Genomic DNA, 22,846 nt, shown 5'->3' on the forward strand with positions numbered 1-22,846 from the left:
GTCACCCCACCCCGCTCGCGCTGCGCGCGATCGACCCTCCCCCTCCAGGGGAGGGTAAAAGTCCGACGGCTGACCCGCATGCCTGGAGGCTCGTAACCGACTCGACAGCCTCAACGCGCTCGATCCCTCGCTGATCGACGGCCTTCCTTGAGCAACGAAAGCCTGTCTATATCAGGCGATGACTTCAAGATCCGCAAAGGACAAGAATTCCGGGAGACGCAATATGAGTGGGAGTGCAGCAAAGGTGCTGACCAAGCCGGCCTTCCGCAAGATCGAATGGCTGCCGCGCGACATCGCGGTGGAGCGCCATCCCGATGGCGTCATCATTCTGAAGTCGCGCATTCCGCTGCAGCCTTACGAGAAGCATATTCCGGCGTCGCTGGCGAAATGGGCAAGAGAGGCGCCGGAGCGCATCTGGCTCGCGCAACGTGGTGGCGCTGAGCGGCAATGGCGGAAAGTCTCCTACGGCGAAGCCAAGCGCGTCGTCGACGGACTGACGCAGGGCCTGCTCAACCTTGGCCTCGCCGAAGGCCGTCCCGTTGCGATCCTATCCGGCAATTCGATCGAGCACGCGCTGATGACGCAGGCCGCGATGCAGGCCCGCTTGCCGGCCGCGCCGGTGTCACCGGCCTATTCGCTGATGAGCCAGGATCATCTCAAGCTCAAATATCTCTTCAACCTGATCAAGCCTGCGGTCGTGATGGTGCAGGACGGTCCGACCTTTGAGAAGGCGCTCAGGGCGATCGACCTGGCCGGCGTCACTGTGGTTCACGTCGCGCGACCCTGCGAAGGCATCAAGAGCGTGTCGTTTGCCGAGCTCGCGGCAACGCCGGCTACCAAAGATGTCGAAGACTCGATTTCAAAGATCACGCCGAAAACCATCGGCAAGCTCTTGTTCACCTCGGGATCGACCGGCATGCCGAAGGCCGTCATCAACACGCAGGAGATGATGTGCGCCAACGCGGCGATGATGATGCAGGTGCGCCCGCGCAACCCGAACGGGCCGGTTTCCACCTATCTCGACTGGATGCCCTGGAATCACACCATGGGCGGCAATGCGCTGTTCAACCCGGCGCTGATCGACGGCGGCACGCTCTACATCGACGACGGCCGCCCGATGCCCGGCCAGTTCGACGAGACCATCCGCAATCTGCACGAGATATCGCCGACCTATTACGCCAACGTCCCCGCCGGCTATGCCGCGCTCGCCGCTGCGATGGAGAAGGACGACGCGCTGTGCCGCAGCTTCTTCAAGAACCTGACCGTGATGGCCTATGGCGGCGCGCGGCTGCCGGACGATCTCTACGACCGCATGCAGGCGCTGGCGGTGAAGACCACCGGCGAGCGCATCGTGTTCTACACCGGCTGGGGTTCGACCGAGACCGCGCCGACCTCGACCGGCACCTATTGGGATACCGAGCGCGTCGGCCTGATCGGCCTGCCATTTCCCGGCGTCGAGCTGAAGATGGTGCCGTGCGGCTCCAAATACGAATTGCGCCTGCGCGGCATCAACGTCACGCCCGGCTATTTCGGCCAGCCCGACCTCACGAAGAAGATGTTCGACGAGGAAGGTTTCTACTGCATCGGCGACGCCGGCGTGTTCGTCGATGAGAACGATCCGCTGCAGGGCATCATCTTTGCCGGGCGCGTCGTCGAAGACTTCAAGCTCACGACCGGCACCTTCGTCCATGTCGGCTCATTGCGCACCGATGCCATCGCGGCCGCGACGCCTGTGGTGCACGACGCGCTGGTCACGGGACAGGACCGTCCGTTCATCGGACTTTTGGCCTGGCCCAATCTGCACGCCTGCCGGCAGATCGTGGGGAATCCCGATGCGACGTTCGAAGAGGTGGTCAAGCATCCCCAGGTGATCGCCTGCCTGAAGCGTGGCTTGGAAGCGCATAACGCGTCCGCCACCGGCAGCAGCATGCGGATTGCCCGCGCCATGTTGATGGCCGAGCCGCCCTCGATCGACGGCAACGAACTCACCGACAAGGGCTACATCAACCAGCGCGCCGGCCTCGAACGCCGCGCTGCGCTGGTGGAGAGGCTTTATACCGACAAGCCGGGAGACGACGTGATTGTGCTGCAATGAAACGACGCTCTCTCCACTCGTCATTCCGGGGCGCGCGAAGCGCGAACCCGGAATCTCGAGATTCTCAGGTGCGCAATTGCGCACCATAGTTCGATGCTGCGCATCGCCCCGGAATGACAGCGAACAAATAACACGAAAGCAACTGAGGTAGGCCGCCATGAACTTCGATTTCTCCGACGAACAAAAACAGATGCGCGACGCGGCGCGGAAGTTTCTCACTGAGAAGTGCCCGCCGAAAGCGGTGCGCGAGGTACTCGACGGCAAGGCGCCGTATGACAAGGAATTATGGAAAGGCCTCGCCGAGATGGGCTTCCTCGGCGTCGCGATCCCCGAACAGTTCGGCGGCGCCGGCGCCGGCCATCTCGAGCTTTGCGTGATCGCGGAAGAAATGGGCCGCGCGAATGCGCCGGTGCCGTTCTCCTCCACGGTCTATCTTGCCGCCGAGGCGCTGCTGCTGGCTGGCTCCGATGCGCAGAAGCAGAAATGGCTGCCGAAGATCGCTTCCGGTGAGGCAATCGGCACGCTGGCGCTGTTCGAAGGCAAGGGAAATCCGTCGCCGAAGGCGATCAAGCTGCAGGCTTCCGGCGGCACGCTTAACGGCGTGAAGAAGCCGGTGCCGGATGGCGCGATTGCCGATTTCGCCATCGTCGCCGCGCGCACCGGTTCGACCGGTCGCGATTCCGATATCTCGCTGTTCCTGGTCGACCTCAAGGCGGGCGGCATCGAGGCGAAGCCGCTGACCAGTATCGATCCGACCCGCGGGCAAGCCGAACTCACCTTCACGAAAGCCAAGGCCGAACCGCTCGGCGCGGCCGGCGAGGGCTGGAGCATCCTCACGCAAGTGCTCGACCGCGCCGCGGTGCTGCTCGCGTTCGAGCAGGTCGGGGGCTCCGACCGCGCGCTGGAAATGGGCCGCGACTACGCGCTCGACCGTATCGCGTTCGGCCGGCCGATCGGCTCGTTCCAGGCGGTGAAGCACATGCTCGCCGACATGTACGTCTCGGCGACGCTGGCGCGCTCAAATTGCTACTACGGCGCCTGGGCGCTCTCGACCAATGCGTCGGAATTGCCAGAGGCCGCAGCGGCTGCGCGCATCAGCGCGACGCAGGCGTTCCAGCACTGCTCCAAGAACAACATCCAGGTTCACGGCGGCATGGGTTTCACCTGGGAGTTCGACTGCCACATGTACTACCGCCGCGCCAACGCCACTGCGCTGACGCTCGGCAGCCTGTCGTACTGGGAAGATCAGTTGATCGACCGCATGCGCAAGAAGAACGCGGCGTAACGTAACGAACGTCATTCCGGGGCGATGCGAAGCATCGAACCCGGAATCTCGAGATTCCGGATCGACCCGCTTCGCGGCTCGTCCGGAATGACGGACGAGAGGATTGAAACATGAACTTCGACGACACCCCGCAGGAAGCCGCGTTCCGCACTGAGGCCAAAGCGTGGATACAAGCCAACGCGCCCAAGCAATACGAGGAAGAACTTCGAAAGTCCTCGCTCGGCCGCACCGTGCTGAAGGGCGCCAACATTCTCGAGGTCGCAAAGGCCTGGCAGAAGAAGAAGGCCGATGCCGGCTGGGCCTGCCTGCACTGGCCGAAGGAATATGGCGGCCGCGGCGCCTCGCCGATTGAGCGCGTGATCTGGCAGCAGGAAGAGGGGCCGTTTGGGAAGCTCAGCGGCATGTTCATCATCGGCCATGGCATGTGCGGCCCGACCATGATGGCCTATGCCGGCGAGGAGCAGAAACGCAAATATCTGCCGCCGCTCGCTTCCGGCGAAAAAATCTGGTGCCAGCTATTCTCCGAACCCGCCGGCGGCTCCGACGTCGCTGGGCTTCGCACCCGTGCCGAGAAGAAGGGCGACGACTGGATCATCAACGGCCAGAAGATCTGGACTTCGGGCGCGCATTATTCCGATTACGGCATCCTGCTGACGCGTACCGATCCCAATGTGCCCAAGCACAAGGGCCTGACGATGTTCTTCCTGGACATGAAGAGCCCCGGCGTCGAGGTGCGGCCGATCAAGCAGGCCAGCGGCCAGTCCGACTTCAACGAGGTCTATTTTACCGATGTGAAGATCCCGGACTCGCAGCGACTTGGCGCCGTCAATGACGGCTGGAACGTCTCGCTGACCACGCTGATGAACGAGCGCATGTCGATCGGCGCCGGCGTCTCGACAGGGTTCCCGGAACTGTTCGAGTTCTGCAACAGCCTGATGCTGGAAGACGGCCCCGCAATCGAGGATCGTAGCGTTCGTTCAAGGCTGGCGAACTATGCGGTGAAGGCGAGCGGCCTGAGATATACCAGCATGCGCGCGATCTCGGCGCTGTCGAAGGGCGAACGTCCCGGTCCGGAAAATTCCATCGGCAAGTTGGTCGCAGGATCGATGGTCCAGGAAGTCGCGATGTACGCGCTCGACCTGCAGGGCGCTGCCGGCGTGCTGAGCGGACCGGAAGACGCCGAAGTTGCCGGCAAATTCCAGGCGATGCTGCTGCGCGCGCCGGGCACCCGCGTCGAAGGCGGTACCGACGAGATCATGCGCAACATCATCGCCGAGCGCGTGCTTGGTTTGCCCGGCGACATCCGGGTCGACAAGGACGTGCCGTTCAACCAGATCCCGACCAAGGGAAGGACGTAGTTTTCGTCATTCCGGGGCACGCGTCAGCGCGAACTATGGTGCGCAATTGCGCACCTGAGAATCCAGAAGTTATCGATCGAGATTCCGGGTTCATGCGCGTTCCGCGCACGCCCCGGAATGACAAGAAAGAAGGAAGCCGCCATGAACTTCGACGATACGCCGCAGGAAGCCGAATTCCGAGCCACGGCTCGCAAATGGATCGACGCCAACGCGCCGAAGCAATATGAGGCGGAGCTTTCAAAATCCTCGCTCGGCCGCATCCGGCTGGAGAAGGAAGATATCGTCGATGTCGGCAAGGCCTGGCAGAAGAAGAAGGCCGAGGGCGGTTGGGCCTGCCTGCACTGGCCGACGGAGTATGGCGGTCGCGGCGCCAGCCCGATCGAGAAGGTGATCTGGCAGCAGGAAGAGGGCGTCTACGGCAAGCTGACGCAGCCGTTCCAGATCGGCGAGGGCATGTGCGGCCCGACCGTGATGGCGTTCGGCAGCGAGGAGCACAAGCGTCACTATTTGCCGAAGCTCGCCTCCGGCGAACATATCTGGTGCCAGCTTTTCTCCGAACCCGCCGGCGGCTCTGACGTCGCGGGGCTGCGCACGCGCGCGGAAAAGCAGGGCGACAACTGGATCGTCAATGGTCAGAAGATCTGGACCTCAGGCGCGCACTACTCCGACTACGGCCTGCTGATCACTCGCACCGATCCCAACGTGCCCAAGCACAAGGGCCTGACGATGTTCTTCCTCGACATGAAGAGCAAGGGCGTCGAGGTGCGGCCGATCAAGCAGGCCAACGGCATGCAGGAGTTTAACGAGGTCTATTTCACCGACGTGGTGATCCCGGACAGCCAGCGTCTTGGCGCGGTCGGCGATGGCTGGAACGTGTCCCTGACCACGCTGATGAACGAGCGGATGTCGATCGGTTCGCGGCTTGCGACGGGCTTCCCCGAGATGTTCGAGTTCTGCTCCAACCTGATGACCGATGACGGGCTCGCGATCGACGATCCCGCGACGCGCTCAAAACTCGCGAACTGGGCGGTGAAGGCGAGCGGGCTGAAATACACCAGCTACCGCGCGATTTCGTCGCTGTCGAAGGGCGAACGGCCGGGCCCGGAAAACTCGATCGGCAAGCTGGTGTCGGGTTCGATGCTGCAGGATATCGCGGCCTATGCGATGGATCTGCAGGGCGCGGCCGGCGCGCTCACCGGCGCGGACGAGGAAGCGGCGCGCGGCCAGTTCCAGCAGATGCTGTTGTCCTCGCCGTCGATGCGCATTGCCGGCGGCACCGACGAGATCCTGCGCAACATCATCGCCGAGCGCGTGCTCGGCTTGCCCGGCGACATCAGAGTCGACAAGGACGTGCCGTTCAACAAGATCCCGACCAAGGGGCGAGGCTAGACGTCATTCCGGGGCGCCGCAGAGCGGCGAACCCGGAATCCGGAGGTTGGGATCGAGATTCCGGGTTCGCGCTTCGCGCGCCCCGGAATGACGGGACGGAGGAAGCATCGTGGATGCAAAGGCACCGAACGCACGCTACGCTACCGCGGACCGCATCGGCGTGCTCGAAGAACTCTTGAACGAGCGCTACTCCGTGCGCGCCTTCCTGCCGCGGGAAGTGCCGCGCGAGATCATCGAGCACATTCTCAAGGTCTCGCAGCGCACGGCGTCATGGTGCAACAGCCAGCCCTGGCAGGTGCTGATCGCCAGCGGCGAGGCCAAGGAACGTTTCCGCAATGCGATCTATGCCGAAGCCGCCTCCGGCGCCAAGGACGATCATGACTTCACGCCGCCACGCGAATATCTCGGCGTCTATCTCGATCGCCGCCGCGAGAGCGGTTTTCAGCTCTACAACACGCTTGGCATCGCCAGAGGCGACAAGATGGCCTACGCCAAACAGGCGCTGGAGAACTACAATTTCTTCGGCGCCCCGCATGTTGCGATCATCCACACCGACGAGCCGCTCGGCATCTACGGCGCGGTCGATTGCGGCGCCTATGTCTCGAATTTCATGCTCGCCGCCCAGGCGCTCGGCCTCGGCACCATTCCGCAGGCCGCGCTGGCGCGGCATTCCGGATTGATCCGGCGTCACTTCAAGCTGGCGGATGACCGCCGCGTGGTCTGCGGCATTTCCTTCGGCTATGCCGACCACGCCCACAAGGTCAACAGCTACCGCACCTCGCGGGCGACCGTGGCCGATACGGTGACGTTCGTGGACGCGTAGGTCCCTCTCCCACAAGGGGAGAGGGAATGAACCTTCAAACGTCCTGCCGCAGCAGTACCTCAGTAACCTCATCCGAAAACCGCTTCTTGCTTCCTGCGATCATCACCCACTCAGGATCGCCTGGAATCGCCGCCGCGCCCGGCATGCCGTGATCGAGCAGCGCGCGTGCGCAGCCGAGCCAGTCGCCGCCCTCGACCGGTTCGTTGCAGGACGCCCATCCCAAGGTGCCGCTCGCATTGTCGCCGTGGCCATGCTGCTCGGCCCAATCGGCCCCGTGTTCAAGCAGGAAGCGCGTCAGCGCGGCATCGCCGCGGAACACCGCGAGGTTGAGCGCGGATGCATCCCAGTCGCCGCCGCGCACCGCGATCGGCCAGCCGAGCCTGACCATCAGCTTGACGACGTCGTCGGCGCCTGCCGCAGCCATATCAGGCAACAGTCGCAATTGCGCCGGCGACAGCGAGGTCGGCAGATCGGGGCGGTGCGAAGCCACCGCACGTGCCTCGGCTTCGTCACCGCGCGCGCATGCGGCGACAAAGCGCTCTTCGTCGGAAACATCAGGCGCGTCGGTTTGCGCCCGCAGCAGCGCGGCAGCCTCGGTAAGCCCGAACTGCAACGCCAGCCGGTATGGGCTGAGGCCTTCCGGCGTGGAGCGCGAAGGGTCGGCGCCCGCATCCACCAGGGCCTTCACGTGACGGGGGCGGCGGCGGTAGATGGCCCATGCGAGCGGCGAACCCCAATCGGTCAGCGGTGCATTTCGCGAGGGCTCGTTCGGGTCGCCGCCGTGCTCCAGAAGTAATTTTAGCGCGGTGTCGTCCTCAAGGTCGATCGAGCGATAGATCGCATTGCTTTCTGCGATGCGCGCGCCGTGCTCCAGCAGCAGGCGAGTGCAGGCCGGATTCTCGAGGGAGTGGTAGAGCGACTCGCCATCATTGGGATCCGCGCCGGCGTCGAGCAGTAGCTTTGTCAGGGTAAGGTCATGGTTGGCTCCCGCGGCGCCATAGAGCGTCGAGAGTGGATAGCGCATGTCGGGTTTCTCAAGCGACGCCGGCGGCCAGCGGCTGAAGATGCGCTGATTGACGTCGGCACCTGCCGCGATCAGCAATTGCGCGCTTCCGTGCAGGCGCTCGCGAAATTCATCCACGCGCAACAGGCCTGAATGCGCGACTGCAAAAAGCGGCGACATCTGCAGCGGGCCGCCGGGACGGTTGATCCAGGCCGGATCGGCCTGCGTGGCCTGCCGCAATGCGCTTTCGTCGCCGATGGCGCAGGCAAGGTAGGGATCGCCGGCGACCAGTCCGGGATCTTCCGCCAGCATCCGCAAACCGACGCGCAGGTTGGTGCGGCCGGACGTGTTGCTGACATCGCCGCGATAGATCAATTGCAGCCAGTGCAGGACCCGAGCGGCGCGCTCGTTGCGCGCAGCCATCTGCACTTCGACGTATTGCTTCAGGTCGGGCCAGGAAGCAAAGCCGTGCTCGCGCGCGATGCATGATTGCGCGTCGTGCAGGCGAAGTTCGAGGGACGCAATATCGCCATCGCTGCGCCCGGCCGCCGCCGGCAGCGCATGCCGAAACCGCGTCATCGCCGCCGCATCGCGGCTTCGATACAGGCGGATCAATTCCTTGGCTTGTTTCTTCAGATGATCGAGATTCAATCGATCGGGAGACCGGTTCATCAGACACCTCCGTGCGTGACATCGCCGACGGCCCGCAATACCGGCTGCACAAAGGCTCTAGATGTCGCTCGAAAGCTGCAAGTGGGTTCAACCCTTCCCGCGGGCCCGGGCGCGGCTTGCACCGCAGGCGCCACAATATGGCTGCAGCGGGCAGGGGTCAACGGATCAGGCAAGCGGAAAAATCCCGGTCGCTGGCGCGGCCGGGATCTTTCTTACAAGCGCTGTTCGATCAGTAGGCGCAGACGTTCACGGTGCGCAGGCGCATGCCACGGCGGGTTTCGACCCAGCGCTGCTGCAGGCAGCCGTTCAAACCGGTGTTGACGTAGACGCCGCCGAAGCCGACGCCGATGGCAGGACCCCAGCCGTAGCCATGGCCCCAATGATGGCCCCAGTGAGGGCCGTGGTAGAAGCCGCCGGCGGAAGCGGGCGCTGCAGCGGCAATGGTCAGCGAGGCGGCGGCAATCAGTCCGAGGGTAACCTTGCGAAACATACTCATTTTCTCCAGTTGCTTGGCACGAGGCCGTTGTTGCGTCCCTGCCCATCAGTCGGATCAGGCGCGGCTTGCGTTCACGTGCGAAGAGGAGAATTGTGTTTCAGGAATGTTTCGTGGGACGCGGTTTTCGGGCATCCTTTTGATCAGGATGTGCGCTCCGCACCGTCTGATAGCGGGCGGCCATGGCTTGTGTGAGCTCGGCCATCTTGTCGCGCAGCTCGGCTGGTGCGAGCACCTCGGCCTCCGCGCCGAGGCGCAGCAGCTCGGCGGCGGCATGCCACACCGTTTTCCCGATCGGCACGACGGCAATCCGCCAGCCGGCCGCATCGGCAGTCTCCTCGATACGGGTGCGCGTCCTCACATAGGGCTGGCTCAAGGCGTCGAGCAGTTTGACGCCAAGCGGCGATAGCCGGACGGTGGCGGAGTCCGGATGCATCTCGGTTTCGAGCCGAAGCGTTGCGGCTTGCCAATAGGCACCGAGATCGAAATTGACGGGCCGCACGAAACACTCATCGAGAACGTTGCAATCCAGAACGCGCGCGACGCGATAGGTGCGCACGCTGCCGTCGACGTGTCCGGCGAGATACCAGCTTCCGCCTTTCAGCACGAGCCCGAGCGGCGCGACGCGGCGGCGCTTCTTGGCGCTCCAGCTCTGGTAGCGGATTTCGATCAGGCGCTCGCGCAGCAGCGCGCCGGCGATCGCACGCAGATGTTTGGGCTGCTCGGCCTCGCCAAACCAGCCTGGGGCATCGAGATGAAAGCGCTCCTGCATCCGGCCGGCATTCGGGCGCAGATTGGCCGGCAGCGCCGCCATCAGCTTGGTCTGCGCCGCCATCATTGCAGCGTCGAGGCCGAGCGCGGCTGCGGGCCCTGGCAGTCCCGTCAAGAACAGCGCCTCGGCCTCCGGTTGCGACAGGCCATTCAGCCGCACGCGATAGCCGTCAAGCAGGCGATAGCCGCCTTCCGCGCCGCGCTCGGCATAGATGGGGATGCCGGCGGCGGCGAGTGCATCGATATCGCGATAGATGGTGCGCACCGAAACTTCGCAGGTATCAGCGAGTTCAGGCGCGGTGACCTGTCCCCGCGCCTGCAAGGTGGTGAGGATGGAAAGCAACCGGCTTGCGCGCATGGCCCTCTTAAACCATACCTGACACAGGATGTCAGGTATGGCCGGGCATAGAAGGGTGTGCCCGTGGGGGCGAAAAGGAGACTGCCAATGACCAGCAAGGACCGTATCACCCTTTATTACTCGCCGCAGACCCGCGCGACCGGCACGCGGGTGCTATTGGAGGAATTGAGGGCGCCTTACGATCTTCATGTCCTGAACATGAAGGCGGGCGAGCAGCGCCAGCCGGCCTATCTCGCCATCAATCCGCTGGGCAAGGTGCCGTTGATCCGCCATGGCGAGGCGCTGGTGACCGAACAGGTCGCCATCTACATCTATCTCGCCGACCTTTTTCCGGAAGCCGGGCTGACGCCCGCGCTCGACGATCCCAGGCGTGGCCCGTATCTGCGCTGGATCGCCTATTATGGTTCGTCCTTCGAGCCAGCTCTGATCGACAAGTTCATGAAGCACGAACCGGCGCCGCCGACGCAATCGCCCTATTCCGACTACGACTCCATGCTGGGCGTCCTGGAGACGCAGCTTTCCAGTGGGCCTTATCTGCTCGGGGACCGCATGACGGCTGCCGATATTCTCTGGGGCGTCGCGTTCAATTGGACGATGATGTTCGGCCTCGTGCCCGAAAAGGACGTGTTCAAGGCCTATGCCGAGCGCATTACGTCGCGGCCCGCCTTCCAGCGGATCAGCGCCGCCGATGATGCCATGGCGGCGGAGCACGCCGCGGCTTGCGGGTGAGTGGCGCGACGAGGTTTGATCGCTGGATGACAAAGACAGTTCACACCACCAACTGCTTCAACACCTTCATCCAGGTCGCGGAGGATTGTCCCGCGCGTACCGGCGAGGAACCGCCGGTCCGCGCGGGCAATCCAACGGTTGCCGGCCTGCAGTACAAGATGATTGCGGAAGCGCCCTACAAATACACGTCCGACGACGTGATATTCGCGACCTCCGCCCGCGGCCGGCAGCTTGGTGCCAAGGCGACGAAGCAGGAGCTAAGCCTTGCCCGCGAGGAATTCTTCTCAAAAGGGCAGGCATGCCTGAGAGCGTCAGGCCTCGGCAAGCGCTTCGGCTGGGGCGTGCACGCCGATGCCGAGGGGCGCGTCGCGATCCATGCGGTTGACAGCAAGCGCTACCAGGCGCTTGCGCGCGATCCTGCTATCCAGCAGGTCCGGGCGATGCGTACCAGGCGTGCCTGAACTTTTCGCTCAGAATTTCGGCGGCCGCTTTTCCGCGAACGCCTCGATGCCTTCCTTGATCTCGGCGCTGCGCATGCTCTCGCGATGGCGGAGGTCGGCGGCCGCTTCGTCAAGCTTGCCGCGGGCGAATTCGTTGATGGCGCGCTTCATGCCGCGCATCGCCAGCGGCGCGTTGCCGGCCAGGATAGCGGCGAGACGATCCACTTCGTCGTCCAGCATTTCCACCGGCACCATGGCAGTGAGGTAACCGATCCGCAGCATTTCCGGCGCGGCAATATTCTGCGCGGTGAGAAACAGCATTTTTGCGTTGTCGACGCCGAGCCGTGAGACGTAGCGCTTAATTCCGCTCTTGTAGTAGTGCAGGCCGAGCCGCGCCGCCGGCATGAACATTTCGGCGGTATCGACCCCGATACGGAAATCGCAGGCCAGCGCCAGGTCGGTCGAGCCGCCATAAACGCCGCCATTGAGCCGGCAGATCGTTGGCACGCCGAGATCCTCCAGCCGGTCGACCACTGCTTCGAATGCCGATCCCGCGCTCGGCTGCTCCTTCTCGCTGGTCGCTCGGTCCGCGACCGAATTGAGATCATAGCCCGCGCTGAAGGCGCGGCCGGTGCCGGTCAGCACCAGCACGCGGATCGCGGGATCGGCCTCGATCCGGTCGAACAGTTTCGTGAGTTCGCCGAGGTCCTCGCTCTGCAGCCGGTTCAGATGTTTCGGCCGGTTGAGGCGGATCGTGGCGCGCGGGCCGCTGATCTCGAGGACTGGTGCGCTCGCCGCTTCGGACATCCTGTTCTCCATTGTTCTTTTGTCTGCCTTGGCACGCCGTCGGGCCGGGAGCACCGTCAAATGCCTTGTCAAAACCCAGGCCGCGGCCGGCACTGTCCAGCAAGCGCCATTGCGGTGAATTTTACCCCGGAAAGGTGAGAATCCCGACAAATAGTCGCGTTTTCCTCGTATACCAAAGCAAGCTCGCGGACATTACGATAGCGGGCACGGCAACAGAAACGCGAATTAGATCACTCCCTGAAGAAAAATTGGTTGGCCTCCAATGGATACGTCTCATCTGGCACAACACGCGGGAACGGCCGGTGCGCTATTTGCCACGATCTTCGTCGTTGCCACCACGACGATGAAGACCATGATCCCGTTGCGGGTTTTCGGCATTCTCGCCAACGTCATCCTGATCATCACCGCAATTCCCGCCCGAAACTACCTGGTCATGGTGGTGCAGTTGATCATGCTGCTGGTCAATTCCTATCGCCTGCACCAGATGTTGCAGTTGGTGCGCGACGTCAAAAAATCCGTCAACAGCGACCTGTCGATGGAGTGGTTGAAGCCGTTCATGACCGAGCGCCAATGCCAGGCCGGCGAAATCCTGTTCTACAAGGATGAGAAGGCCGAGGACATGCTCTATATCGTCAGCGGCAAGTTCAAGCTGGTCGAATCCGGCATCGTGCTGCCGGTAGGCGCCATCGTTGGCGAGCTCGGTATGCTGTCGCCGTCGAACATGCGAACGCAGACGCTGGAATGCGTCGAATCGGGCCTCATCCTGAGCGTCAGTTACACCAAGGTTGAGGAGCTCTACGTGCAGAACCCGGCCTTCGGCTTCTATTTCCTGCGGCTGTCGAGTGCCCGGCTGTTTCAGAATATCGAAACGCTTGAGCGGCGACTGGCACAGCAGTCTGCGCCGGCAGCCGAGCCGAAACCCGCGTAGAGGCCGGAGCCCAAGGAGTGTCAGACCGCGGTATTCTGTCGTCGTTGCGTTATCTCTTCGCCGATTTCATCGGCGACGATGACGACGAGCCGCCGTTCCTGCCCGAAGGACTGCCGGAGCCGGTGATGGCGGTGGCGAGCGAGGCCATCCATCTGCTCATCGACTATCAGGGTCCGAGCTACGCCCGGCTCTATGTCGACCGGCTGCGGCGGTTCATCGACAAACGAGGCGTCGACGACGTGATGCTCGGCGAAATAGCGCGGCTGATGGCGGTGCGCATGAGCTATCAGGACCCGATCCGAATCGCGCAGCTCAAGCTGGCCGAACTGCACGGTCCGCCGGGCGCGTCGGCCGGGTCCGTCGAGGTCAAAAAATTCCGGCTTGAAGAGCTGATCGGCGCGCTTCCCGCCGTCATCGCCGAATACCTGCTCGATGCGCTGGAGTGGGTGGGATGGGCGCACAGGCGCGTCTCGATCCGCTTTAGTACGGCAAGTCGCTTTGGCATTCGCCGCCTCAAGATCGAGGCGGGCCTGCGGCGATGGCGACTGCTTTCGGTGCGCTATGCCAGGGAGCGGGTCTGGGTCGAACGCTGGCTGCACATGATCGACCGCAGCCTGACCAAACAGCCGCAAGCCGCGCCCGCGATCATCCAGACCGCGACCATGGTCGAGGGCTATGGCGACGTCTATCGGCAGGGCATAGCGGACTGGAACGCGATCATCGACGGGCTTGCCAAGCCGACCTTCGATGGCGTGCTGGCCTTATCAGATCTCGCCGGCGCGATAGCCGAAGCGCGCGCCGCCGCCTCGCCCGACCCGCGGCAGACCGCGCTCAAGCGCAAGATCGCCGAGATAAGGGCACGGGTGTCCGCTAACGTGTAGGGTGGGCAAAGGAGCGTGAGCGACGTGCCCACCATCTATCCATGCGCGAGGTCCTGATGGTGGGCACGTCGCTAGCGCTCCTTTGCCCACCCTACAAGAGCTCGGGTTTACGCGCTCTGCGCGGTCTTCACGACCACGACCTTTTCGTCTTGCGGCACGGCATGCCGCTTGAGATGTTCGCGGCGCAGGCCGATTTCGTCGCGCACGAATTCATAGCCGAGCTTGAAGGTATCCAGCCCGTCGCTACTGATGGTGCCGTCGCGCAAGCCGATCACCACGCCGCGCAGGATCGCTTCCAGCTCGTCCTGCAGTTCGTCGAGCGCGTCGAGCGAGTTGACGTATTCGACACGTTCGCCGATATCGAGAATTGCGGTCGCGAGCTGGCTGGCCTTTTCGGGGGCGATCCGGGTGACCTTGGCGTAGATGGCGGCAAAGATCGAGCCGATGATGCTGAGCGCCAATAGCGCCACATACATCAAATCGCTGTAGCGCTCGACAAAGGATTTGGTGTCGTCGTTGATGTATTCGGCAGCGCCCGGATGCGCCACGACGAAGGCGTCCTTGTCGGTCTCTGCGGGCTCGATCTTGGAGGCGAAGCCGTCGGGTAGCGCAAGCTCGGCCTTGTTCTCGTAGATGATCCGCGCAAGGTCGCCCACGGTGGTGGTCGAGAGCTTGGATTGGGCGACCAGCAGCCATTCGAGCCCGATCGTCTCGACATCTTCCGCAGGGACGGCGGGGGAGGCGGACAGCATTCCGGTCGCCACCGTCTCCTCCGAGATCGCCGGGTACTTCCTCGCGATCGCCTTTGCCGATTCGATCGCATTCAGCGTGAAGCTGCCGCGTCTGGCATATTGCGCGTAACTCTTGTCCTTTACGATCTGCGAGGCGTGCGCGATCTTGACCACGGCGCCGAAGCCCGCGGCGAACAATTGGTCGAAGGTCGCGCCCGGCGGGGCCATCTGGACCCGCGCCGCCGCATCCGGGGTGTCGGAGAGCTCGAGAATGTTGCGCACCAGCGCAGCCCCGCTCTCGTTGTCGGCTATGACGGCAATCTTCTTTTTCTTCAGCTCCGCGATAGATTTGATTTTCTTGCCGTTCGGGCTGATCAGCAACAGCAGGTCATGTTCGAGGATTGCCAGCGCGCGGGCGCGGGGCGGAATCCTGGCGTCGCTGCGCAAGATCGCAAGGTTGGCCTCCTTGCGGTCGAACTGCGACAACGCTTTGGCATTGTCGCCATTGGTCACAATCTTGAGCCGCAGCCGGGAGGAATTATTCTTCAGCACCGTCGCCAGCCGGGCGGCGAAGCGCGCCTCCGGGCTGTTGGTATCACCGACGGCAAATACCAGCGTCTCGGAATTGCGCAGCAGCGTCCGGCCACCCCACACCACGGCGACGGTCAGAACCAGCGTCAGGAAGGAAAACAGCAGGATCTGGGTCCGGTTGCTCTTGACGGCCCGCATGCGGCGACGCGGCATTTTCGGATGCGGCGTTGGGGCTTCAGCTCGCATGGCTCGTACCGGGGGTCAGGGACGTGTCGCCGGCCGAGCTGGCGCCGCGGGCCGTCCGAATGAATTCGTAAACATATACAAAAGGATGATAATTTTGCCCGCCAGCCGATGATAGCCCTCTCCTATGGGATTGCAAACCGCGCCGGCCGGGTAACCTTACCCCCGGGGCCACGCTGCGCGAGGTTGCCGCAGTATCGCAGTTCCGCCACACCGTGCGATTTTCAGACTACCCACAGGTGCATTCCGCCGCGGGAGATGTCATAAATAATGCAACGTTCGAATAGTCCGGGTTTGACAAGAACATTGCGCTGACAGCCTAGGCCCCGGTTTTTCGCCATCTCGTCAGTCCCAGCCAAAGGGCGTCAGCTTTGTTGTTCCCTTCGATGTCGTCCTCGATCCCGGTAGGTGCGCTGATCGGATGGATGCTGCTTCTCACGGTGAAGCACGTCATTGCCGATTTCATGCTGCAAACTTCCTGGATGGCGATCGGCAAGGATCAAAAGACCGGCTGGGCGATGCCGCTGCTTGCGCATTGCCTCGTGCACCTCGCGGTATCGCTGGCGTTGATCCTGATCGTCGCGCCGAGATTCTGGTTCGTCGCATTTATCGACTTCTTCATCCACATCACCGTCGACCGTCTCAAGGGGATCATCGCCTCCCGGTTTGGCGTGACACTCGAGAACGAGCATCCGTGGTTCTGGACGCTGATCGGCGTCGATCAGGCGCTGCATCATCTCACCGGTTTCGGTCTGGCGATTTTCATGGCGGCGAACTGATCCCGCGACTGGCGGCATCAGTCCAATCTTCTCCGAATTCGGAAGGCGCACCCGCGCCGGCTCGAATCATGTCCGACTTCCGATTCAGGCATCACTGGCAAGCGCCCCGGAACATTACTGGTGCGGGTGGTTAACCCTTCATTAGAGAATTGCGCGGCATCTTCCGGATAGGGAGAACCCGCAATGTTTTCAAGCCGCGACGCCTTCGAGAACGATTTCTGTCCGGTCCGGGACGAGCTGCTGGGCGAGATGTACCGCGCCAATCCGCACGGGCTGTCGCTGCTGGTGGAAAGCGTTTCATCCGACGTCCGCGCCATGCTGGCGCTGTTCTGTTACCGGCGCAGCCACCTCCACGCGTTGGCCGTCGCCATCGCGGCGAGCTGCACCGAACGCGAGCTGGTCCATTTCGGCGGCCGGGTCGGTTCTACGCTCTATGCGCTGTCGCGCGAACCCGCCGCGCGTTCCGCCTCGTCGTCATCGCACGGCGGCCGCAAGCCGATCACCCTTTCGACCAAGCCGCTCTCGACCTTCAAGCCGATCGAGGACGAGATCGACGACGAAGATTTTGCCGAAGCCGTGACGGCGTAAAGAACGCTCAAACTCTCCGTCGTCCCTGCGCACGCAGGGACCCATAACCACCGGACTTGGTTGGTTATTGAGCGACGCCGTTCAGCTCTATCGATAGATCACGCGGTATGGGTCCCTGCGTTCGCAGGGACGACATCGAGCACCGGCAATCCGTGCCGCTTTCGCGCCATCGCACACTCCGCATCGCCGGGCATGCAGGTGCGGCACACCTCGGGCCGCACCGCGTAGACCAGGCACGACGTCGCCTCGCCGACCTTGCCTGACAGCGCCGAACAGCGCTCGCCGTCGCAGCGCATTCCCGACAGCCGTTCGTTGACGAATTTTTCCGGGATCAGGTCGAGCTCCGCATCGTCCTCGGTGGTGAAACGCGGCCAGTTCTGTGAGTAGCTGCAGCAGGCGCCGCAGGCCTGGCAGGGGTTTTGGTTGTCGGCGACGATTCCTTGCATGTTTCAGCGTTTAGCCCGGAATGACGGCCGCGACCAGCGACCGGCCTCAAGTATCCTTCGGCGCTTCCCAGACCAGGCTCCGCCGCCATTTCGCCCGCAGGATATCGCGCCGTTCCGGATATCTTTCGTCGTGGTAGACTGCGTCGACGACGCGGTCGGTGCGGAAACTGCGAAAATCCTTCCGCAGTTCGCACCACGCCGCCAGTATCCGCACCGCCTCGTGATAGCCGACTGCGATCGGCCAGATCGTGCGCTGGCTGTCGCGGCCATGCTCGTCGCGATAGTTCAGCGTGATCTTCTTGCCGTCGTGGATCTGTGCCCGTGTCCGCACCATGTCGATGCGGTCGGGCTCCCGGTTCCATGCCCGTCGGGCGCGGCTGGCGGGCTCCAGCACAAATGGGCGCAAGCGCTCCGGCACGGTCTCGGCGACTTTCGCCATCAGGTCCTGCGCTGCGCGTGCCAACGCGGGATCGGCGTGGCCGACCACCCATTGTGCGCCGAGCACGCAGGCCTCGATCTCATCTGGCGTGAGCATCAAGGGCGGCAGGTCGAAGCCTTTTTCCAGGATGTAGCCGACGCCGGCTTCGCCGCGGATCGGCACGCGCTGTTCGATCAGGGTCGTTATATCGCGGTAGATGGTTCGCTTCGACGTCTCCAGCTCCGCCGCGATCGCGTCTGCGGTCAAAGGCTTGCGGGTGCGCCGGAGCACCTGAATGATTTGAAACAGCCGGTCGGCCCGTCTCATGGCTCGTCTCTTTTCCTGACAGGCGCTTGCGCATGCTGACAGCATGTTGGCAGCAGGGGTTTTGTATATCGGGACAACACCTCAATTAAAGGGAACTTGTCCATGACGATTTTCAGCGAATTCGGCTTCCGGCGAAGCCGCGGACCTCTCGTGAATGCCCACCGATTTGCATTGGAACAGCTCGTTTCCATCCACTGCGTCACCACCGACCTGCGCTGGGCGATGGTTGAGCTGGCATGGCGTTCGCTCATCGCCATGTGCGCCCTGGCGCAAGAGCAGCTTGCGTCGTGGGCGCGCAAGCCCCGTGCGCCGCGGCAGGAGGAAGGCGGCCGCCGGCACTGCTGCTGCTGACACCATGGTGGCAGCAGGGGGGCGCTAGCCTCGGCCCGCGTTTTTGAGATCGGGAGACCAGCATGATTACCCTCTACGGCTTCGGTGCCGGCTTCGGCCTGCCGGAGATCAGTCCCTTTGTGACCAAGACCGAGGTCCAGCTCAAGATGGCCGGTCTTGCCTATCGCAAGGAGAAGGCCAAGCCGCCGGCTTCGCCCAAGGGGCAGTTGCCGTACGTCGTCGACGAGGCCGAGACGATCGCCGATTCCACCTTCATTCGCGCGCATCTGGAGGCCAAGTATGGTTTCGACTTCGATGCGCCGCTCAGTCTGCAGGCACGGGCGCAGGCCTGGGCGTTCGAGCGGATGATCGAGCATCATATCTATTGGGCACTGGTCGGCGCGCGCTGGGTCGATGGCGACAATTTCGCCAAGGGCCCTGCGCATTTCTTCGACAGCGCGCCGGCACACTTGCGCGAGAAGATGCGCGAGGACGCCCAGTTCCGCGTCGCCGAGAACTACCTGCTCAGCGGCCTCGGCCGCCACGCCCCCGACGAGGACATCGATCTTGCCGCGCGCTCGCTGTTTGCGCTGTCGGTCCAACTCGGCGACAAGCCGTTTCTGATGGGCGAAACACCCTGCGGCATGGACGCCACCGCATTCGGCGCGCTCGCTGGAATCCTGACACCGTTCTTCGAGTCAGCGCTGCGGCAGCGGACCGAGCAATTCGCCAATCTCACCGCCTATGTCGACCGGATGATGCTGCTGTACTATCCAGAATTCGCCTGGGCGCCGGTGCAACAGCAAGCCGCCTGATTAACTCGCCGGAGCGGGCTGGCCCCGCAAAGCGGCCACCTCGCTCTCAAGTTCGGCAATGCGGGCGTCGCGCATCGCCAATGCCTGCGCGACGTCGGCAGCATCGAACTTCTGCGGGATGTGCTGCGGGCAGTTGGTGTCCCACGCCGCAATCTTGAACAGGATGACCTGCTCGGGCCGCGCCTTGTAGCCGTGCGGCATCAGCGATTTCGTCAGCGCCGGATCATCCTCCACCACGCGCGCCTCGCCCCAGATCTTCACGCGCCGGCGATGCGCATAGTCCATCACGAAAATATGAGCCTTCGGATTCTCCGATAGATTGCCTTGGCTGATGTACTGCCGGTTGCCGCTGTAATCGGCGAACGCGATGGTGTTCTTGTCGAGAATTTTGACAAAGCCCTTCGGCCCGCCGCGGTGCTGGATGTAAGGCTGGCCGTCCGCGGAAGCGGTCGCGAGATAAAAGCTCGTGGTCTCCGCTAGGAAGCCCGCGAGGTTTTCGTCGATCTCGACGCGCCAGCCGCCGCGCGCCTCGACGCTGGCATAGGCCTCGCGCGAGCCCTTGCGGGTCTGGATCGCCTTCACCGCCGGGGTGAAGGCGACGTCGCTGGAATAGGTGTGAACGTCAGACATCTGAGCCTCCCGTGGAGCGCCTAAACGGTCGTCCTTCGGGCGTTAAGATGGATGTTTCCGTAACTTAAACAATCTTAGGAATTGACACTTCACTATTGCTAGATATGCAATAGTTGGATGGACCGGCTCGATGCCATGCAGGCCTTTGTCGCGGTGGCCGACCTGCGGGGCTTTGCCCCCGCGGCGCGCAAGCTCGGGCTGTCGCCATCGGGCGTGACGCGGCTGATTGCGGCGCTGGAGGATCGTCTCGGCGCGCGGCTGCTGCAGCGGACGACGCGGCAGGTGACGCTGACCGACGCCGGCTCACGCTATCTGGAGCGGGCGCGGCGGATCCTGGCCGATGTCGAAGAGGCCGAGGGCGCCGTCGCGGGCGAGCGCACGCGCCCCGAGGGGCAGCTCGTCATCTCGGCGCCGGTCGGGTTCGGCCGGCTGCATGTCAGCGCAATCGTGACCGCCTACCTGAAGCGCTATCCCGACGTCGGCATCGATCTCCGTTTGTCCGACCGCATGATCAACCTCGTCGAGGATGGTGTCGATCTCGCTGTTAGAATCGGCCATCTGCCCGACTCGACGCTGGTGGCGCGCCATGTCGGCGAGATGCGGCGGATCGTGGTGGCTTCGCCCGGCTATCTCCGGGCGCGCGGCGAGCCGCAGCGGCCGCGGGACATCTCCGCGCATGATACGATCCAGTTCGGCGCCATGACGGCGGCGCTCGACTGGCGTTTCGTCGAGGATAACCGCGAAATCCGCGTCGCCAGCACGCCGCGCTTCGCCACCAACAGCTCGGATGCCGCCATCCAGTATGCCGAGCAGGACGGCGGGCTGACGCGGGTAATGGCCTATCAGGCCGCCGAATCCCTCAAAGCGCGGCGGCTCAGAATCGTGCTCGCGCCGTTCGAGCAGCCCGCAATGCCGATCCACATCGTCTATCCGACCTCGCGGCTATTGTCGGCCAAGGTGCGCACCTTCGTCGATCTCGTCACCGAAATGGCCGACTGGCATTTCGGGTAGGCCGTCATTCCGGGGCGATGCGAAGCATCGAACTATGGTGCGCAATTGCGCACCTGAGAACCTCGAGATTCCGGGTCTGGTGCTGGCGCACCATCCCGGAATGACATCATGCCTTCTTCGGCACCACCCGAAACGTCGCATTGGCCCGCGCGATCACGACGTCGTCGGCCTTGATCAGGCTCTGCGCAAAACAGATCGTCCTGCCGGTCTTGACCACCTCGCTCTCGACCGCGAGCCACTGCCCGACCTCGGCGGTGCCGACGAAATCGACCGCCAGCCCGATCGTCACCAGCGACGACACCCCGCCCATCACATGCGCGCAGCTATGGCCCATGGCATTATCGGCCAACGCTGCAATCAGCCCGCCGTGAATGAGCCCCCGGCCGTTGGTGTGCGGTTTTGCCAGCCGCAGCCCGATGATCACGGCCTTGTCGGTCTTCTTCGAATACAGCGGCTCCCAGGGATCGGTGAGCGGGCTCTTGCGGGTGTGCGGTTCGAAGCCTGCGGGAATGTCGGATGCGGTCATTGGCGGCTCGCGGTGTGCTGATGTTTTCAGTCATTGAACGCAACATGCCCTACGATGTCATCGCCTACAAAGTTTTAAACGGGATTTCGACGGGTGTTTGAAATGCCCGGCTCTCTTCATTCGTCATTGCGAGCGGAGCGAAGCAATCCATCGTCCCGCATACGCGGGTGCATGGATTGCTTCGTCGCTTCGCTCCTCGCAATGACGGAGAAAATATTGCGCGCGCAAACGCCTAGAACGGCAGCCCGACGTAATTCTCCGACAGCGACGCGGACGCCGCTTTCGAGTTGACGACGTAATCCAGCTCGGCGAGCTGAATCCGTGCGCCGAATTCGCCCTGGTCGGGGAATTTGTGCAGCATCGAGGTCATCCACCAGGAGAAGCGCACCGCCTTCCAGACGCGCGACAATGCCTTGGCGGAATAGCCGTCGATGCCGGCGGACGATTTCTCGTCATAATATTCGCGCAACGCCTGCGAGAGATAATGCACGTCGCTGGCAGCGAGGTTCAGGCCCTTGGCGCCGGTCGGCGGCACAATGTGGGAGGCGTCGCCGGCCAAGAACATCCGGCCGAACCGCATCGGCTCGGCGACGAAGCTGCGCAAGGGCGCAATGCTCTTTTCGATCGAGGGGCCGGTGACGAGTTCGTCGGCCGCCTTCTGGTCGATCCGGCGCTTCAGCTCGTCCCAGAAGCGTTCATCCGGCCACTGGTCGATATGATCGTCGAGCGGACACTGCACATAATAGCGGCTGCGCCGGGTCGAGCGCATGGTGCAGAGCGCAAACCCGCGCGCATGGTTCGAGTAGATCAGCTCGGGGCTGACCGGCGGCGTCTCCGAGAGGATGCCGAGCCAGCCGAATGGATAGATCCGTTCAAAGGTCTGGATCGCGGACGGCTTTACGCTGGCGCGGCTGACGCCATGAAAGCCGTCGCAGCCGGCGATGAAGTCGCATTCGATCTCGTGGGTGACGCCGTCCTTGACGTAGCTGACGCGCGGGCGGTCGGTATCGAAATCGAGCGGTTTGACGTCGGCGGCCTGGTAGATGGTGGTCAGGCCGGCCGCCTTGCGCGCGTTCATCAGGTCGAGCGTCACCTCGGTCTGGCCGTAGATCATGACGGTCTTGCCGGTGGCGCCGTGCAGGTCGATTCGGTGCCGCGCGCCGCTGAACGCGAGTTCGAGACCATGGTGGACCAGCCCCTCGCGATGGGCACGCTCACCGGCGCCGACCTCGTCGAGCAGTCCCACCGTGCCTTCCTCGAGCAGGCCGGCGCGGATGCGGCCGAGCACATATTCGCCTGTCTGGCGCTCGAGAATGACGTTATCGATGCCGTAGCGGTGAAGTAGTTGCCCAAGCAACAATCCTGCCGGACCTGCACCTATGATTGCGACTTTTGTCCTCAATACCCGCTCCTCCCGGTATTATAGGTTTCAAGCCGGC

General features: G+C 63.3%; 24 protein-coding genes. 14 read left to right on the top strand and 10 right to left on the bottom strand.

Features of this window, described 5'->3' with window-relative positions; all coding sequences use genetic code 11:
- The first annotated feature begins 223 nt into the window (after positions 1-223).
- From V1292_RS11100 to V1292_RS11120, 5 genes are all read left to right on the top strand, one after another.
- Positions 224-2,095, top strand: coding sequence for an AMP-binding protein (locus V1292_RS11100; protein WP_334372488.1), 1,872 nt, complete (start codon positions 224-226; stop codon positions 2,093-2,095).
- A 157-nt stretch (positions 2,096-2,252) separates the two neighbouring features.
- The gene (locus tag V1292_RS11105; RefSeq protein WP_334372490.1) at positions 2,253-3,380 is read left to right on the top strand and encodes an acyl-CoA dehydrogenase family protein; all 1,128 of its coding nucleotides are present in this window, start codon (positions 2,253-2,255) and stop codon (positions 3,378-3,380) included.
- A 110-nt stretch (positions 3,381-3,490) separates the two neighbouring features.
- Positions 3,491-4,738, top strand: coding sequence for an acyl-CoA dehydrogenase (locus tag V1292_RS11110; RefSeq protein ID WP_334372492.1), 1,248 nt, complete (start codon positions 3,491-3,493; stop codon positions 4,736-4,738).
- A gap of 141 nt (positions 4,739-4,879) precedes the next feature.
- Entirely contained in the window at positions 4,880-6,127 is a 1,248-nt protein-coding gene (locus V1292_RS11115) for an acyl-CoA dehydrogenase (RefSeq protein WP_334372494.1), read from the top strand.
- A gap of 109 nt (positions 6,128-6,236) precedes the next feature.
- Positions 6,237-6,950, top strand: a complete 714-nt coding sequence (locus V1292_RS11120) for a nitroreductase (RefSeq protein WP_334372496.1) — start codon at positions 6,237-6,239, stop codon at positions 6,948-6,950.
- Positions 6,951-6,984: 34 nt separating this feature from the next.
- On the opposite strand, the gene V1292_RS11125 is transcribed toward V1292_RS11120, so the two are convergent.
- The 3 genes from V1292_RS11125 to V1292_RS11135 all read right to left on the bottom strand — a co-directional run bounded on the left by V1292_RS11125 (position 6,985) and on the right by V1292_RS11135 (position 10,247).
- The gene (locus tag V1292_RS11125) at positions 6,985-8,625 is read right to left on the bottom strand and encodes an ankyrin repeat domain-containing protein (RefSeq protein ID WP_334372497.1); all 1,641 of its coding nucleotides are present in this window, start codon (positions 8,623-8,625) and stop codon (positions 6,985-6,987) included.
- Between the two features lie 229 nt (positions 8,626-8,854).
- Positions 8,855-9,115, bottom strand: coding sequence for a hypothetical protein (locus tag V1292_RS11130; protein WP_334377003.1), 261 nt, complete (start codon positions 9,113-9,115; stop codon positions 8,855-8,857).
- 103 nt (positions 9,116-9,218) lie between these two features.
- A complete protein-coding gene (locus V1292_RS11135) occupies positions 9,219-10,247 on the bottom strand; it encodes a helix-turn-helix transcriptional regulator (protein ID WP_334372499.1) in 1,029 nt (342 codons plus the stop codon).
- An 87-nt stretch (positions 10,248-10,334) separates the two neighbouring features.
- Between V1292_RS11135 and V1292_RS11140 the strand changes: the two genes are divergently transcribed.
- Positions 10,335-10,976 carry a glutathione S-transferase family protein gene (locus tag V1292_RS11140; protein WP_334372501.1) on the top strand — a complete coding sequence of 214 codons (642 nt, stop codon included), beginning with the start codon at positions 10,335-10,337 and terminating at the stop codon, positions 10,974-10,976.
- A gap of 26 nt (positions 10,977-11,002) precedes the next feature.
- Entirely contained in the window at positions 11,003-11,437 is a 435-nt protein-coding gene (locus tag V1292_RS11145; protein WP_334372502.1) for a DUF6157 family protein, read from the top strand.
- A 9-nt stretch (positions 11,438-11,446) separates the two neighbouring features.
- Here the strand turns inward: V1292_RS11145 and V1292_RS11150 are convergent, their stop codons facing one another.
- Positions 11,447-12,223 carry an enoyl-CoA hydratase/isomerase family protein gene (locus V1292_RS11150; RefSeq protein WP_334372504.1) on the bottom strand — a complete coding sequence of 259 codons (777 nt, stop codon included), beginning with the start codon at positions 12,221-12,223 and terminating at the stop codon, positions 11,447-11,449.
- Between the two features lie 262 nt (positions 12,224-12,485).
- Here V1292_RS11150 and V1292_RS11155 point away from each other — a divergent pair, with 262 nt between their 5' ends.
- Both V1292_RS11155 and V1292_RS11160 read left to right on the top strand, forming a co-directional pair.
- The gene (locus V1292_RS11155) at positions 12,486-13,151 is read left to right on the top strand and encodes a Crp/Fnr family transcriptional regulator (protein WP_028351732.1); all 666 of its coding nucleotides are present in this window, start codon (positions 12,486-12,488) and stop codon (positions 13,149-13,151) included.
- A gap of 17 nt (positions 13,152-13,168) precedes the next feature.
- Positions 13,169-14,032 carry a DUF6537 domain-containing protein gene (locus V1292_RS11160; RefSeq protein WP_334372506.1) on the top strand — a complete coding sequence of 288 codons (864 nt, stop codon included), beginning with the start codon at positions 13,169-13,171 and terminating at the stop codon, positions 14,030-14,032.
- Between the two features lie 107 nt (positions 14,033-14,139).
- Here V1292_RS11160 and V1292_RS11165 read toward each other — a convergent pair whose 3' ends face one another.
- A complete protein-coding gene (locus V1292_RS11165) occupies positions 14,140-15,540 on the bottom strand; it encodes a TAXI family TRAP transporter solute-binding subunit (RefSeq protein ID WP_334372508.1) in 1,401 nt (466 codons plus the stop codon).
- Positions 15,541-15,962: 422 nt separating this feature from the next.
- Here V1292_RS11165 and V1292_RS11170 point away from each other — a divergent pair, with 422 nt between their 5' ends.
- Together V1292_RS11170 and V1292_RS11175 are read left to right on the top strand one after the other, a co-directional pair.
- On the top strand, positions 15,963-16,316 hold the full coding sequence (locus V1292_RS11170) for a DUF3307 domain-containing protein (protein ID WP_083754910.1): 354 nt from the start codon (positions 15,963-15,965) through the stop codon (positions 16,314-16,316).
- Positions 16,317-16,499: 183 nt separating this feature from the next.
- Positions 16,500-16,904, top strand: a complete 405-nt coding sequence (locus V1292_RS11175; RefSeq protein ID WP_334372510.1) for a hypothetical protein — start codon at positions 16,500-16,502, stop codon at positions 16,902-16,904.
- Positions 16,905-17,002: 98 nt separating this feature from the next.
- On the opposite strand, the gene V1292_RS11180 is transcribed toward V1292_RS11175, so the two are convergent.
- Positions 17,003-17,350, bottom strand: coding sequence for a YkgJ family cysteine cluster protein (locus V1292_RS11180; RefSeq protein WP_334372511.1), 348 nt, complete (start codon positions 17,348-17,350; stop codon positions 17,003-17,005).
- A 46-nt stretch (positions 17,351-17,396) separates the two neighbouring features.
- Positions 17,397-18,095: a helix-turn-helix transcriptional regulator gene (locus V1292_RS11185; RefSeq protein ID WP_334372512.1), complete on the bottom strand. Its 699-nt coding sequence runs from the start codon at positions 18,093-18,095 to the stop codon at positions 17,397-17,399.
- Between the two features lie 102 nt (positions 18,096-18,197).
- Here V1292_RS11185 and V1292_RS11190 point away from each other — a divergent pair, with 102 nt between their 5' ends.
- Positions 18,198-18,446 (top strand): hypothetical protein, encoded by a 249-nt coding sequence (locus V1292_RS11190; RefSeq protein ID WP_334372513.1) that lies wholly within the window; start codon positions 18,198-18,200, stop codon positions 18,444-18,446.
- Between the two features lie 62 nt (positions 18,447-18,508).
- Positions 18,509-19,240 carry a glutathione S-transferase family protein gene (locus tag V1292_RS11195; RefSeq protein ID WP_334372514.1) on the top strand — a complete coding sequence of 244 codons (732 nt, stop codon included), beginning with the start codon at positions 18,509-18,511 and terminating at the stop codon, positions 19,238-19,240.
- Here V1292_RS11195 and V1292_RS11200 read toward each other — a convergent pair whose 3' ends face one another.
- Complete coding sequence (locus tag V1292_RS11200) at positions 19,241-19,870, bottom strand: pyridoxamine 5'-phosphate oxidase family protein (protein WP_334372515.1); 630 nt, start codon at positions 19,868-19,870, stop codon at positions 19,241-19,243.
- A 117-nt stretch (positions 19,871-19,987) separates the two neighbouring features.
- Between V1292_RS11200 and V1292_RS11205 the strand changes: the two genes are divergently transcribed.
- A complete protein-coding gene (locus V1292_RS11205) occupies positions 19,988-20,881 on the top strand; it encodes a LysR family transcriptional regulator (protein ID WP_334372516.1) in 894 nt (297 codons plus the stop codon).
- A 106-nt stretch (positions 20,882-20,987) separates the two neighbouring features.
- Here V1292_RS11205 and V1292_RS11210 read toward each other — a convergent pair whose 3' ends face one another.
- Both V1292_RS11210 and pobA read right to left on the bottom strand, forming a co-directional pair.
- The gene (locus V1292_RS11210) at positions 20,988-21,407 is read right to left on the bottom strand and encodes a PaaI family thioesterase (RefSeq protein ID WP_334372517.1); all 420 of its coding nucleotides are present in this window, start codon (positions 21,405-21,407) and stop codon (positions 20,988-20,990) included.
- Between the two features lie 232 nt (positions 21,408-21,639).
- Positions 21,640-22,809: a 4-hydroxybenzoate 3-monooxygenase gene (pobA, locus tag V1292_RS11215; RefSeq protein WP_334372519.1), complete on the bottom strand. Its 1,170-nt coding sequence runs from the start codon at positions 22,807-22,809 to the stop codon at positions 21,640-21,642.
- Between the last annotated feature and the right edge of the window lie 37 nt (positions 22,810-22,846).

This window comes from Bradyrhizobium sp. AZCC 1719 (assembly GCF_036924525.1).
GTDB lineage: Bacteria > Pseudomonadota > Alphaproteobacteria > Rhizobiales > Xanthobacteraceae > Bradyrhizobium.

Bases quoted from the DNA above. Each gene is read 5' to 3' on its own strand.
- V1292_RS11185 (WP_334372512.1), bottom strand. From the start codon at position 18,095: ATGAGACGGGCCGACCGGCTGTTTCAAATCATTCAGGTGCTCCGGCGC.
- V1292_RS11130 (WP_334377003.1), bottom strand. From the start codon at position 9,115: ATGTTTCGCAAGGTTACCCTCGGACTGATTGCCGCCGCCTCGCTGACC.
- V1292_RS11110 (WP_334372492.1), top strand. From the start codon at position 3,491: ATGAACTTCGACGACACCCCGCAGGAAGCCGCGTTCCGCACTGAGGCC.
- V1292_RS11210 (WP_334372517.1), bottom strand. From the start codon at position 21,407: ATGACCGCATCCGACATTCCCGCAGGCTTCGAACCGCACACCCGCAAG.
- V1292_RS11115 (WP_334372494.1), top strand. From the start codon at position 4,880: ATGAACTTCGACGATACGCCGCAGGAAGCCGAATTCCGAGCCACGGCT.
- V1292_RS11205 (WP_334372516.1), top strand. From the start codon at position 19,988: ATGGACCGGCTCGATGCCATGCAGGCCTTTGTCGCGGTGGCCGACCTG.
- V1292_RS11150 (WP_334372504.1), bottom strand. From the start codon at position 12,223: ATGTCCGAAGCGGCGAGCGCACCAGTCCTCGAGATCAGCGGCCCGCGC.
- V1292_RS11155 (WP_028351732.1), top strand. From the start codon at position 12,486: ATGGATACGTCTCATCTGGCACAACACGCGGGAACGGCCGGTGCGCTA.
- V1292_RS11135 (WP_334372499.1), bottom strand. From the start codon at position 10,247: ATGCGCGCAAGCCGGTTGCTTTCCATCCTCACCACCTTGCAGGCGCGG.
- V1292_RS11145 (WP_334372502.1), top strand. From the start codon at position 11,003: ATGACAAAGACAGTTCACACCACCAACTGCTTCAACACCTTCATCCAG.
- V1292_RS11180 (WP_334372511.1), bottom strand. From the start codon at position 17,350: ATGCAAGGAATCGTCGCCGACAACCAAAACCCCTGCCAGGCCTGCGGC.
- V1292_RS11100 (WP_334372488.1), top strand. From the start codon at position 224: ATGAGTGGGAGTGCAGCAAAGGTGCTGACCAAGCCGGCCTTCCGCAAG.
- V1292_RS11190 (WP_334372513.1), top strand. From the start codon at position 18,198: ATGACGATTTTCAGCGAATTCGGCTTCCGGCGAAGCCGCGGACCTCTC.
- V1292_RS11195 (WP_334372514.1), top strand. From the start codon at position 18,509: ATGATTACCCTCTACGGCTTCGGTGCCGGCTTCGGCCTGCCGGAGATC.
- V1292_RS11200 (WP_334372515.1), bottom strand. From the start codon at position 19,870: ATGTCTGACGTTCACACCTATTCCAGCGACGTCGCCTTCACCCCGGCG.
- V1292_RS11105 (WP_334372490.1), top strand. From the start codon at position 2,253: ATGAACTTCGATTTCTCCGACGAACAAAAACAGATGCGCGACGCGGCG.
- V1292_RS11140 (WP_334372501.1), top strand. From the start codon at position 10,335: ATGACCAGCAAGGACCGTATCACCCTTTATTACTCGCCGCAGACCCGC.
- V1292_RS11125 (WP_334372497.1), bottom strand. From the start codon at position 8,625: ATGAACCGGTCTCCCGATCGATTGAATCTCGATCATCTGAAGAAACAA.
- V1292_RS11165 (WP_334372508.1), bottom strand. From the start codon at position 15,540: ATGCGAGCTGAAGCCCCAACGCCGCATCCGAAAATGCCGCGTCGCCGC.
- V1292_RS11175 (WP_334372510.1), top strand. From the start codon at position 16,500: ATGTTTTCAAGCCGCGACGCCTTCGAGAACGATTTCTGTCCGGTCCGG.
- V1292_RS11170 (WP_083754910.1), top strand. From the start codon at position 15,963: ATGCTGCTTCTCACGGTGAAGCACGTCATTGCCGATTTCATGCTGCAA.